At 65.6% G+C, this 12335-nt stretch carries 9 protein-coding genes; 3 read left to right on the top strand and 6 right to left on the bottom strand.

Annotated elements, in window-relative coordinates; all coding sequences use genetic code 11:
• Window positions 1-24: 24 nt before the first annotated feature.
• Both OHB26_RS20845 and OHB26_RS20840 read left to right on the top strand, forming a co-directional pair.
• Entirely contained in the window at window positions 25-723 is a 699-nt protein-coding gene (locus tag OHB26_RS20845) for a hypothetical protein (RefSeq protein ID WP_330178954.1), read from the top strand.
• A gap of 17 nt (window positions 724-740) precedes the next feature.
• Window positions 741-1484 carry a hypothetical protein gene (locus OHB26_RS20840; protein ID WP_330178953.1) on the top strand — a complete coding sequence of 248 codons (744 nt, stop codon included), beginning with the start codon at window positions 741-743 and terminating at the stop codon, window positions 1482-1484.
• A gap of 13 nt (window positions 1485-1497) precedes the next feature.
• On the opposite strand, the gene OHB26_RS20835 is transcribed toward OHB26_RS20840, so the two are convergent.
• The gene (locus tag OHB26_RS20835; protein WP_330178952.1) at window positions 1498-3120 is read right to left on the bottom strand and encodes an acyl-CoA synthetase; all 1623 of its coding nucleotides are present in this window, start codon (window positions 3118-3120) and stop codon (window positions 1498-1500) included.
• Between the two features lie 305 nt (window positions 3121-3425).
• Here OHB26_RS20835 and OHB26_RS20830 point away from each other — a divergent pair, with 305 nt between their 5' ends.
• Window positions 3426-3689: a GlsB/YeaQ/YmgE family stress response membrane protein gene (locus OHB26_RS20830; RefSeq protein WP_330178951.1), complete on the top strand. Its 264-nt coding sequence runs from the start codon at window positions 3426-3428 to the stop codon at window positions 3687-3689.
• A gap of 44 nt (window positions 3690-3733) precedes the next feature.
• On the opposite strand, the gene OHB26_RS20825 is transcribed toward OHB26_RS20830, so the two are convergent.
• The 5 genes from OHB26_RS20825 to OHB26_RS20805 form a co-directional block, all read right to left on the bottom strand.
• Window positions 3734-4585: a class I SAM-dependent methyltransferase gene (locus OHB26_RS20825; protein ID WP_330178950.1), complete on the bottom strand. Its 852-nt coding sequence runs from the start codon at window positions 4583-4585 to the stop codon at window positions 3734-3736.
• A 3-nt stretch (window positions 4586-4588) separates the two neighbouring features.
• Window positions 4589-8179: a carboxylic acid reductase gene (car, locus tag OHB26_RS20820; protein ID WP_330178949.1), complete on the bottom strand. Its 3591-nt coding sequence runs from the start codon at window positions 8177-8179 to the stop codon at window positions 4589-4591.
• A 216-nt stretch (window positions 8180-8395) separates the two neighbouring features.
• Entirely contained in the window at window positions 8396-9193 is a 798-nt protein-coding gene (locus OHB26_RS20815; protein WP_330178948.1) for an IclR family transcriptional regulator, read from the bottom strand.
• Between the two features lie 25 nt (window positions 9194-9218).
• Window positions 9219-10778 (bottom strand): GMC family oxidoreductase, encoded by a 1560-nt coding sequence (locus OHB26_RS20810; RefSeq protein ID WP_330178947.1) that lies wholly within the window; start codon window positions 10776-10778, stop codon window positions 9219-9221.
• Window positions 10775-12319: an APC family permease gene (locus OHB26_RS20805; protein ID WP_330178946.1), complete on the bottom strand. Its 1545-nt coding sequence runs from the start codon at window positions 12317-12319 to the stop codon at window positions 10775-10777. Before OHB26_RS20805 ends, OHB26_RS20810 begins: the two co-directional genes overlap by 4 nt.
• Between the last annotated feature and the right edge of the window lie 16 nt (window positions 12320-12335).

The following is a 12335-nucleotide window of genomic DNA, read 5'->3' as shown; positions in this document are numbered from 1 at the left end:
CAACCTCCTGGCATGCTGTGGCGCGTGAGGACCAAGGGAGCATGGATTTCAGTGGTGGCGTGCGCGGTGCTGGTCACCGCCGGTTGCGGGGACAACACCGATGCGAAGGCCATTTCCGGTACCCCGCAACCGAGTACACCGCGCGATCAGCTGGTGCTGACCGCCGCGGAGTTCCCGGCGGGGACCAAGGCGCTGGATCTACCGCCGGAGAAGCTGCGCTCCAGCGTCACCGATCTCGGCGATATCATGGCCAACTCCACGGTGACGCCACCGGAATGCCGTGGGCCGCAGATCGATCTGGCGGCGCTCACCAATGATCTGCTCGGTGACTCCGCCATTGCCGCCGCCGCGACCGACGATATGGATGTCTACATCGAATTCGTCTCGGGCAAGACCCTCGACCTGACTCTCATGATGGACACCAATGCCAAGTGCGCGCATTTGACCTCGACCAGCACGGTCGATGGCAAGCAGGTGGACACCACGGTCGATATGGAGAAGCTGCCCGCGCTGGCCGGGGTCGACTCGGTGGCGTACAAGGCCACCAGCACCTCTGTCCTGCCCGATACCGCGCCCATGACGCGCACCGCGTTCCAGGGCTGGGCGACCCTGCGCGGACTCACCGTGACCGCGCGTTCGGCCGCCCTCTCCGGCGCGCCGGACCAGGCCGCCTTCGAAAAGTTCTTCACCGACGCCGTCGAGAAGGTACGCAAGGCGAAGTAGCACGGCACTATGGGTGCATGCCACCCGTTCCGCCCCAGGCCGATATCGCCGAGTTGCTCGAACAGTCCCGCAGACTGCTGGACTCGGCGATATCAACGGTCACCGCGAACAGATCCGCCGAGCAGGTGGTGCGAATCAGCCCCGATGCCGCGCACTGGGGTACGGATCTCCACCGCATGCTGCGCGAGGTGCGCTCGGAGACCACCCTGGCCATATCCAGTCCGATTCGATTGGAGCGCAGGTACTCCCGCGGCGGGACACTGTTGCAGGAGTTGCATCGGACCGGAAAGCAGGTGCGGTTACTGCTCTCGCCGGGCTATGCCGGTACCCGCGAGCCGGATCTGTATTCCCGTGCGTTCCAATTGAATTCGCAGGTGCGGGTGACCTCGACGGAGTTCTGCAACACGATAGTCATCGATCGCCGGACGGCGGTGCTGTGGAACGGTCCCGAGGCGGCCGACCCGCGCGGGCTCATCGTCACCGAACCCATGGTGATCCAGGCGATTCACGAATTCAGCATGCGCGCGTGGTCCGCGTCCCGGCAGTTCCGCGATCATCTGCGCGAGGCCGAGTTCGACGAGGTGTCGATCGCGGTCGTGAACATCCTCAATTCCGGCCTGAAAGATGAAGTGGCAGCGCGCAAGCTGGGCATCTCGCTGCGCACCTATCGACGGCATGTGGCCGATCTGATGCTGCGATTGGATACCACCACGCGGTTCCAGCTCGGCGTGCGCGCCGCCGAGCTGGGGCTGCTGCGATAGTCGGGGGCTCCGCTCAGCGCGGGGTGCGCGCCGCATCCGGGTGTGCGGCAACGTATCTCTTGGCCGCGGCGTAGTCGGCCTTACCGCTGGGCTGGCGGGTGACCTGCGGGACGATCCAATAGCTGCGCGGCGCTTTGTATCCCGCGACCTTGGTGCGAACATGCGCGTCCACCTCGGCCAGATCCAGGTCCACGCCGGGGCGCGGCTGAAGTACGGCGGCCACTCCTTGTCCGAATCGTTCGTCGTGGACTCCGATCACCAAGGCGTCGAAGACTTTCGGATGTGCGGTGAGCGCGCCCTCGACCTCCTCGGGAAAGACCTTCTCACCACCGGTATTGATGCACTCCGAACCGCGCCCGAGCAGGGTCACGGTGCCATCGGCCTCATAGCGCGCGTAATCACCCGGCACCACATAGCGTTCGCCGTCGACCTGCACGAAAATGGTGGCGCTCTTCTCGGGGTCCCTGTAGTAGCCCAGCGGTACGTGACCACTGCGGGCCATGCGGCCGACCGCGCCCGGGACGGGATCGAGCAGTCTGCCGTCCTCGTCCAACAGCACGGTCTGGGCATTGAACTTCACTCGTGGACCCTGCGAATGGTCGGCGTCCTTGCCGACCACGGCCAGGCCGGTGCCGCCGCTCTCCGAGGAGCCGATCACATCGGTGATGAAAAGGTTCGGAAACTCTCGTACGTATTGCTGTTTCAGCGCATGTGAGAAGAGCGCGGCATGGCTGCTGAAGGCCCACAGGGATGAGGCGTCGTACTCGGCCGAGCGATACGCCTCGAGCAGTGGACGGGCCATGGCATCACCGACCACGGTGAGGACATTCACACGGTGCCGCTCGACCGTCCGCCACACCTCGTGCGCGTCGAACCGCGGAACGAAAACCAGTGTGCCGCCGGAGTTCAACGTCATGAAGGCCGCCCACTGCGCGGCCCCGTGGATGAGCGGTGAGAGCGGAGCCATCACCAATCCCGCCGGTGCGGCGGCGGCATTGTTCGCCAGCTCCCACTCATCGGCGACGTATTCGCCGGTGACATGGTTGATACCGCCGCCGAGGGCACGCCAGACATCCTCGTGCCGCCACATGACGCCCTTGGGCATACCGGTGGTGCCGCCGGTGTACAGGATGTAGAGGTCGTCGCCGCTGCGCGCGCCGAAATCTCGGTCGGGCGAGTTGTTCGACAGTGCCGCAGCGTATTCCGTGCCACCGTAGCGGGTGAAATCGCCCGCGCCGCCATCCTCGATGACCACGACCTCGGTGAGTTGCGGGGTATGCGGCAGCACCTCGGCGACGATGTCCGCATAACCACGCTCGTGCACCAGTGCCTTCAGATCGGCATTGTCGGCGATATAGCGCACCTCCTCGGCGACGTAGCGATAGTTGACGCAGACCAGCACCGCGCGCAGCTTGTACACCGCGAGCATGCTCTCCAGCGCCTCGATGGAGTTGCGCGAGTAGATGCCGACGTGGTCTCCGTGCCCGATCCCCTTGGCGGACAGGTGATGTGCGAGCCGATTCGCCCGCTCATCCAGTTCGCGATAGGTGAGCGAGCGATCGCCACAGCTGATGGCGAGGCGGTCGGGCACCGCGTCGACGGCGTGTTCGAAGAGGTCTGCGACATTGAAGGCCATAGGTTGAAACCGTTCTGGGACAGTGGCTTACGTAGACCGCAAGCGCGGAGTGCACCCAGCCTGGCAGTGCGCGGCACCGCCCGGGAGATACCTGCGCGGCAGGAACCTGCCGCATCTGGCAGCAACCTGCCGCGAGTATCCGGTCTCGCGTAGCACGGCATCTCTCGGCCCGTTCGTCCGCTCGACGACTGTCCGGAACGGGCTGTTCGTCCGTCTGACGCGCTGATGTCACACGACACGCTCTCCGGTCTGGTTTGCTTTGCTACCGTCGAGTTCGCGACACCCCGCAAGGCTAGGAGCACGCCATGGGCATTATCGCCATGATCATTATCGGCCTCATCGCCGGAGCCATCGCCCGCCTCCTCGTACCTGGCAAGGAAGATTTCGGCTGGATCGGCACCATCCTGCTCGGCATTGTCGGCGGTTACGTCGGCGGCACCCTGGGCAGTATGGTCTTCGCCCCCCACAAGTTCAGCGTGCACCCGCCGATCGAGCACACCTTCCTCGGTGCCATCGTCGGCGCGGTAATCATCCTGCTGGTCTACAAGTTCATTCGCGCCCGCGTCTGAACCCACTCCTCATCCCGGCCGAAAGCGCGCCGGGATGACGGGGCTCAGTTCGTGGCGTGCACCATGCGAGGTTGGTTGCCGGGCTTCGAAATTCGGGCGCGGCCCGTCAGGTCCGCGAGGATGTCCAGGGCGGTGGCGTCCCGGACCTCGGCGAAACCCGTGGTTCGCAGTACCTCGGCCATCTCCTCCGGGGTGAAGTAGCTCAGCCACGGTTCACCCACCGCGCGGACGCGTTCGGCGCGGGCGGCCATTTCGGCGCGGTCCGACTCGGTGCGGCCGGGTGAGATGTAATCGAAGACGACCTGGGACGGGTGTGCCTGTCCCGCTATGTATTCCAGGGTCGAGAGTATCGCCTCACGCGTCAGGTACATGATGACGCCGAGCCAGACGAAGACGGCGGACTTCTCACGGTCGAAGCCCGCGGCGGCCAGACCCTCTGCCAGGGTGCGTGTTTCGAAGTCGACGGGAACGAAGGTCACCGACTCCGGGATGGGGATTTCGGAGTCCTCCAGCCGCCAGCGCTTCCACGCCTGGGTGTCCGGGTGATCGACCTCGAATACCCGCACCTCGGGAAAGGGATTACGGTAGGCGAAGGTGTCCAGGCCCGCGCCGACGATCACCACCTGGCGGGTGCCCGCGGCCACGGCGGCGGCGACCGTCTCCTCCGCGAAACGGGCTCGGGCGGCCAGGAACAGCCTGCGGCGGCGCGACCAGTCCGCGTTGTCGGCCGGGGCATCACTCGGCGCGGCATTGCGCTCGGCGATCACCGACTCCTCGACGCCGAGTATGCGCACCGCGAGCGGATCGGTGAAGAGTCGTGGTTCGTCCGCCATCTGGTGATAGGCCCGCGCGTACGCGGTGGCCAGGGCGGTTCGACTCGGTTGACCGTGCTCCATGAATTACAGCCTTCCCGGCCCGTACAGGCCGCGCAATCGCAGATCGGTCACATATTTGCCGATGAGTCGCGAATTCAGGTGCGGGATATCGTGATCCGGGCCGATCTCGGCGGCCTGCACCGCGGCTTGAAAACGCTTGGCGGGCAGGGCCGAACCCGGGATCGGCATGGCAGGGTGGCGGTAGGCGTGCAGCAGCGGCAGCACCGAAGCTTGGCGCTGCTGTTCCGGGAGGGCGCGCAGCGCCGTTTCGAAGCGGGAGAACCAGGTGCCGTAATCGTCGAGACGGTCGATGTGATGACCGTCCTCGATCAGCCAGTCGACGAAGGAGTCCAGGGAGATGCCGTCATCGTGCGGGTTGAACACATCGAAGGTCTGGAATCCGGTGGTCTGCGCACCCAGGACGGTGATCGCCTCGGCGGTGAAGTCGGCGGGCAGACCGTCGTAGTGGGCCCGCAGCCGATTGCCGTGGGAATCGGTGCGGTAGAACGACTTCGGGGCGATACCGGTGGCGAGCAGGCTCAGCAGCAGGCGGCTGAACATATCGGTCAGGTTGAACTGCCCGGCGTATCGGCTGTGCGCCAGGATCATATCGGAGCGGAAGACCGCGACCGGGAGCCCGCACAGGTCGTGCGCCTCGCGCAGCAGGACCTCACCGGCCCATTTACTGGTGCCGTAGCCATTGGCGTAACCGTCGCCGATGGTGCGCTCGGCGCTGATCAGGCGGATATCGCCGTCCTCGTCGAACAGTTCCGGATCGACCTGATCGGCCACCGCGACGGTGGACAGGTAGGTGACCGGCTTCAGGCGGGAAGTCAGTGCGAGCCGGATGATTTCGGCGGTGCCGACCACATTGGGGCCGAACAACTGACCGTAGGGCAGGACGTGATTGACCAGGGCGGCCGGATGCACGATGAGATCGACGGTCTCGGCCAATCGCAGCCAATCCGCTTCGGGCAGAACGAAGTTCGGCTCGGCGATATCTCCAGGGAGGACGACCAGCCTGCGCGCGGCCAGTTCCCGGTATTCGCGCAGCAGCTCCGCATCACCGGAGTCGAAGGCGGCATCGAGTCGAGCACGGGCCGATTCGACGGTACCGCCGCGCACGATGCAGATGACAGTGCCGTCCGAAATATCCACCCGGCGTAGCCATTCCAGGCATAGGAAGCGGCCGAGATAGCCATTGGCTCCGGTGAGCAGCACGGTTCGCGGCTGTTCCACGATGCCCGGCAGCTCGGGAGCCGCCGCCAGGGTCGCGGAATCGATGAATTCATCGAGAGTCAGATCGGCCGCGCGCACCAGGGGACCGGGACCGTGCACCGAGCCGACGGTGGGACGCCGCTCCGACGAATCCCGCTCCAGCTCTATATATCTCGCCACCGCGGCCAGATCATTGGCCGGGCTGACGATTACGCTCACCGGCACCTCGATACCGAGAATCTCGCCGAGCAGGGTCGAGAACGACAGCGCCGAGAGCGAATCCCCACCCAGGTCGGCGAAGTGCGCATCGGGGCGTAGATCGCCTGGCGCACAACCCAGTAGCGCACCGGCTGCACGACCGACCGTCTCCAGCACCGGTGCGTGTTCCGCGGCCTGCCGCAGGTTCGCGAGCTCCTGCGCCTGCGCGGCCGCCAGCTCGCCGTAGAGCGCTTCCAGCCGCTCCCCGTAGCGCTCTTTGAACTTGGGCCGCAACAACTTGCCGAGGCCGGCGAGCAGTCCGTTCTCCACACTGAACGGTTCGGTCTCGATCAGGAAAGCCCTTGGTATCTCATATGATTCGAGCTCGTCCTGCTTGGCCAGCCGCTGCAGCGACTCGGTCAGCGCTTCCCGCAGTGCCGGGCTGGCGGCGGCGTCGAGCCCGGCGGGCAGCGCGTCCGCGGTGGGCACGATGACGGCCAGCAGATACGCGCGCTCACTGTTGCCGTAAATATAGATCTGCCGAATCAGTGGACTGGTGGCGTACACCGCCTCCAACTTCGCGACGGTGACGAATTCACCCTGCGACAGTTTGAGGACGTTATTGCGCCGGTCCACATAGACCAGCTCGTCCGGCCCGAGTTCGGCGACGATATCGCCGGTGCGATAGAACCCGTCCGCGTCGAAGATCTCGGCGGTGATCTCCGGCCGTTTGAAGTAGCCGGGAATCATGACCGTGGTCTTGAGCAGCAATTCCCCACGCGGATAAGGCTTATCGGTCGCGAAGTAGCCCAGCTCGGGCACATCGGCGAGCCGGTAGTCGATGACCGGCGGCCGATTGAGCCGATTGTCCATCAGGACCGCGCCACCGGCCTCGGTGGAGCCGTATCCGTCATGCAGCTCCAGCTCGAGCAGCGATTCCATGAAGGTCTTCATCTCGGCCGAGACGGGTGCGCTGCCCACGATGGCCCCGAACAGCCGTCCACCCATAACGCGTTCCCGCAGTTCGGTTTTCACCTCGAGCATGGCGTCGTCGCGGTCGATTCCCGCCGCCACCCGCGCGCCGACCTCACCGAGGAATCGCTGGAACAGCATGTCGCAGACCCGCGGTACGAAGAAGAATTCGGTCGGCCGCACCAGGGCGATGTCCTCGAACAGCGTCGACAGGTCACTGGCCGCCGCGAAGTAGGCGGTCCCGCCGCGTGACAACGCACCCAGCAGCGACAGTCGCCCGGCCACATGACTCATCGGCATATAGCTGAAATTGATTGCGGGAATGGGTGATTGCGCCGCACCGCCGGTCCACATGGCGCTCACCAGCCGAGCCGGATAAATGGCGCCCTTCGGCGCACCGGTGCTCCCGGAGGTGTAGATGAGCAACGCCAGCGCATCGGCATCGACCACGACGGGTTCGACGGGCGGCAGCACCCGCCCGCGCGCGAGGACCTCGGTGAGCGTCTCGACGACTATCGGACGACCATCCCGCGCGAGCCGTTCCCGCGCGGATTCCACCGCCGCAGAGTGGTAGTCGTCATCCGCGTGGAAATCGATGACCATCACCACGGGGGTCATATCCGCCGGGATCGCCTCCAATACCGGAGCAAGCAACTCCGCACTGGTCACCAGCACCCGGGGCGCGGTCTCCCCGAGTATCGAATTCCATTGCGCCACCGAACCGCTCGCCTGTAGCGGCACACTCACCAGCCCGGAGAGCTGGCAGACCAATTCCACTGTCGTGTAATCGGCGCTGGTGAACCCCAGCGTCGCGACGAAATCCCCCACCCGCACCGGATCTCCGGAGTCGCCCACACCGTCCACCGGCTCCGTATCGGAGCCGCGCGCCGCATCCACCCGTGCCGTACCGGCTCCGTGCGCCCAGGCCGCCCGCACCGCCCCGACCCGCTCCCCGAGCTCGCCGTAGGTGATGGTCTCGAACCGCTCCAGCAACCGCCGGGTCCGGCGCCCGGCCCGGTCGGTGACCACCTCGTACGCCCGCTCTCCGAGCGCGGGCCGCTCCGAGTACCGCATCAGCACCGTCGAGACGATCTCCGCGGGCCCCAGACCCTCGCGCCGAATCGCCTCGTTCACCTCGCCGAGCTGCAAAGCGGCATGAACCTGCGCATCCGCCAGCAGTTCGCCGATCCGCTGCCTGCGCGCAGCCTCTGACGTGCCACTACCCACGACGACCCCTCAGACGTTTAGCATCGCTAACCAGATTACGGTCCACCCGCAACCCAAGAATGTCAAGCATCTACCCAATCCGCCCAAAGAGCCCGCGAATCAACACCCTCGCCTACCGACCGGCAGGGCATCCTCCACGTGTATGCGCTCGCGCGGGCGCGCACTCGACGTTTGCCAGTGCCATTACACGCGTATCGAAGGACCCACAGGGTTCCGCTAGCCGGCGAAGCCGAGGCGGCGGGAGATGATTCGCGCGGAATCCATTGCCTGGTGGGCTGTTTCGGTGAAGCGGGTCGCGGGCAGCCGGTAGGAGGGGCCGGAGACGCTGAGGGCGGCGATGATTCGGCCGTCGCTGTCTCGAATGGGAGCGGCTATGGCGTTCAGGCCGATCTCGAGCTCCTCTTCGCAGGCCGCCCAGCCCTGTCGCCGAACCTGTTCGAGTTGCGCTCGGAGGGTCGGGAGGTCGGTAATCGTATTGGGCGCGAAGGAGTCCAGGCGACGGGTCAGTCGGGTGCGGAGTTCGGGGGCGGAGAGTTCGGCGAGCAGCACCTTGCCGCTGGAGGTGGCGTGGGCGGGGCAGCTCTGGCCGATCCAGGTGCGCAGGGCGACACCGGCGGAGCCGACCGCTTCGGCGACATTGACTATCCGGTCGCTGTCGAGGATGGCGATATTGGTGGTCTCACCCACGCGGGCGGCCAGATCGTCGCAGATGTCCTGGCTTTGCCGCGGCAGGTCCATATGGGCGCTGGTGGATCCCGCCAGGCGCACAATGGTGAAGCCGAGCCGGTACTTCCCCCGCTCGGAGAGTTGTTCCACATAGCCGCGGGATTCCAGCACCGCGATCAACCGCGACACCGTGGATTTGTGCACCCCGAGTTCGGCCGCGATCTCGGTGACCCCGGCCGCACCCAACTTGGCCACGATCTCGAGAGCGGTCAGCGCGCGGTCGACCGACTGCACCGCTGCCGCGCCTTCCCGCGGTTTGCCGGACCCCTCGCCCGCTCGCATAGCCATAACACGTCCAGTGTAGGTGTCGCGCTCACCGCGCCGCCGCCTTGATCAGGTCCGCGCACTTCTCCCCCATTGCCATGATGGTGATATTCGGGTTCACCGCGGGCAGTTTGGGCATGGCGGAGGCATCGACGACCCGGAGGTCGCGGACGCCTTTGACCCGTAATTCGGGGTCCAGCACCGCCATCGGATCGCTGCTCGTGCCCATGCGGGCGGTGGCGGCGGGGTGGTAGACGGTGTTGTGGGTGCGGTGCATGTAGTCGATGAGGTCGGCGTCGGTGACGGCCGCGGGGCCGGGGGCCAGTTCGCGCGCCACCCAGTCGCGCAGCGGCGACTGTTCGGCTATCCGGCGCGCCAATCTGATGCCGTGCAACATGATTCGCTCGTCATGGCCGTCCGGATCACTGAAGTAGCGCGGGTCCACCCGGGGCTTGTCGCGGAAGTCGCGGGAGCGGAGGCGGACCGTGCCGCGCGAATGCCCCTGTGTCACATTGGGGGTGAGGCAGAAGCCGTTCTCGGTGGTGGGGTAACCCCAGCGGACGGTGTTCATATCGAAAGGCACACTGCCGTAATGCATCATGAGGTCGGGTACGCCGAGCCCGCCGTCGACGGTGGCGAAGACGCCGATCTCCCACCACTGGGTCGAGGTGGTGACCATGGGGCGCGACGCCTCCCAGAACACCAGGCCCTCGACATGGTCGTCGAGATTGGAACCGACGCCCGGCGCATCGACTCGAACCCGAATTCCCATATCCCGCAGGTGTTCCGCCGGACCTATACCGGACAACATGAGCAGTTTCGGGGTATCGATGGCACCGGTGCTGATGATCACCTCGCGACGCGCGTGCACCGTGTCGAAGCCGGTCAGATCCGGTCTGCGATACCGCGCACCGATCGCGGAATCGGTTTCGTCGAACAAGATTTCGCTGACCCAGCAGCCGGTGCGCACCTCCAGATTCCGCCGCTGCCCGATGATCGGATGCAGGTACGCGTGCGAGGACGACATGCGGGTGTTGTCGCCGTCGGCGTTGATCTGGAACCAGCCCGCGCCATTGCGGACCGTCTCACCCCGATTGAACTGCACCGTGGGCAATCCCACCCGCGCTGCCGCCTCCAGCACGGCGTATCCGCACGGGTCCTTGGGCGGGATATCCAGCAATCGCACGGGTCCGGTGCGCCCGTGCCGTTCCCCGGGCACCTCGCTGTTCTCCAGTTTGGTGACGTAGGGCAGCAGCCCATCCGCACCCCAGCCTGCCGCGCCGAGAGCCTCCCACTCATCGAGGCCCTCGGCGGGCGGCCAGAACGCGATACACGAATTGTGCGAGGAGCAGCCGCCCAGCACCTTGGCGCGGGCGTGGCGCAGGAAGCTGTTCCCGCTCTGCTGCGGCTCCACCGGATAGTCCCAGTCGTAACCGGATTCGAGCAGCAGCATCCAATCGGCCAGCCGCAGGATGCTGTCGTCGCCGACATCCGAGGGTCCGGCCTCGATCAAACAGACTGTGACGGAGGGGTCTTCGCTGAGCCGGGCGGCAACCACGCAACCGGCCGAGCCGCCGCCCACGATCACATAGTCGAAGGTGTCGCTCATGCCGCCGCCTCGGTGGCGGGTGCGGCATGCGAGGCGAGCACACCGATGACGCGAGTTCCCCTGAGCGCGTACCAGATCAGGCCCGCGCCCAGGATCGCGCCGATGTAGATGAACGCGCCCCAGGTGTTGTACCAGGGTCCGCCGTAGACGGCCTCGCGCGGCCAGGCCAGGTTGACGGCCATGCCCAAACCCCACAGCACGGCGACGATATTGACCGGCATGCCCCAGCGGCCCATGGTGAAGTAGCCGCTCTCGGCGAGATCGCTCGGCGGCCAATTGCCCTTGATCCGCTGCCACAGCATGGGCGCGGTGACCATCAGGTAGGCCAGGTAGATCATGATGACCGCGATGGAGGTCAGCACCGTGAACACCTGCGGCTGACCGATATTGATGACCAGAATGAGCGCCGAGAGCACCCCGATGATCACCGCCGGAACGACCGGCGCGGAGTGCTTGACGCTGAGCTTGGCAAGCTTCTCGGAGAACGGCAGGGCGTTGTCACGGGCCATGGCGAAGGTCAGGCGAATACCGGCGGTGTGTACGGCCAGCGAGCAGACGATCACCGCGATGACGATGCACACCAGGAACACGCGGCCCAGCCAGCCCGACATCACCTGCTGCACAATGTATTGCAGGCCACCGTCGGTGGTTCCCAGCTTCTCGTCGGTCGGATTCGGTGCGGCCATGACAGCGAAGACCAGGATCGCGCCGCCGATGACGAATGAGGCCAGCAGGGCGCGCAGAATCGCCTTGGGTGCGGTGCGCCGCGGTTCGACGGTCTCCTCACCGAGCGAGCTCGCGGTATCGAAGCCGTACATGACATAGCCCGAGGCCAGCGAGGCGATCAGGAAGGCGCTCAGATATCCGCCGCTCTGACCCGCGCCATATCCGTTGGTGGAGAAGAACACGCTCGGCCCGCGAGTGACGTGCAGTCCGAGAATGATCGCGATGAGCACGGCCGCGATGAGTTCGATGAATACACCGGTGCTGTTGATCATCGCCATCAGCTTCACGCCGAAGGCGTTGACCACGGTGGTGAAGATGATCAGCACGGTCCCGAGAATGACGGCATTGGTGGCGTAGTCGTGCTCACCGGTGCCGTCGCCCACTATCTGGAATCCGCTCCACAGGCGTGGCAGATTCAATTGCATGGCCAGTACCACCGCCGAGAGCGTGACAATCGAGGCGGTGAGCATGAGCCATCCCGCCGACCAGCCGACAATCCGGCTGCCCAGCTTCTTCGACCAGTTGTAGACCGAGCCCGCGACGGGATACTTCGCCGACAATTCCATGAAGCACAGTGCCACGGCCAACTGGCCGACGAATACCAGCGGCCAGGACCACAGATAGCCGGGACCCGCTGTGCCGTAACCGAAGTAGAACATCTGGAAGGTGCCGGTGAGAATGGAGATATAGCTGACACCGGCGGCGAAACTCGAGAATTTCCCGATACTTCGGCTCAGGGATTCCCGATAGCCGAATTCTTCCATGCCATGGTCGCTGAGGGCTGCGGTGGGTGCGGGGGGACGGGTGGTCGTCATGACGGCCCAACTTTCG

This window comes from Nocardia sp. NBC_01503, from assembly GCF_036327755.1.
Classification (GTDB): domain Bacteria; phylum Actinomycetota; class Actinomycetes; order Mycobacteriales; family Mycobacteriaceae; genus Nocardia.
This window is presented reverse-complemented; position numbering and strand designations above follow the sequence as displayed.

Coding starts and splice junctions, on each gene's coding strand:
- OHB26_RS20840 (WP_330178953.1), top strand. CDS start 741: ATGCCACCCGTTCCGCCCCAGGCCGATATCGCCGAGTTGCTCGAACAG.
- OHB26_RS20805 (WP_330178946.1), bottom strand. CDS start 12,319: ATGACGACCACCCGTCCCCCCGCACCCACCGCAGCCCTCAGCGACCAT.
- OHB26_RS20810 (WP_330178947.1), bottom strand. CDS start 10,778: ATGAGCGACACCTTCGACTATGTGATCGTGGGCGGCGGCTCGGCCGGT.
- OHB26_RS20815 (WP_330178948.1), bottom strand. CDS start 9,193: ATGGCTATGCGAGCGGGCGAGGGGTCCGGCAAACCGCGGGAAGGCGCG.
- OHB26_RS20835 (WP_330178952.1), bottom strand. CDS start 3,120: ATGGCCTTCAATGTCGCAGACCTCTTCGAACACGCCGTCGACGCGGTG.
- OHB26_RS20825 (WP_330178950.1), bottom strand. CDS start 4,585: ATGGAGCACGGTCAACCGAGTCGAACCGCCCTGGCCACCGCGTACGCG.
- OHB26_RS20830 (WP_330178951.1), top strand. CDS start 3,426: ATGGGCATTATCGCCATGATCATTATCGGCCTCATCGCCGGAGCCATC.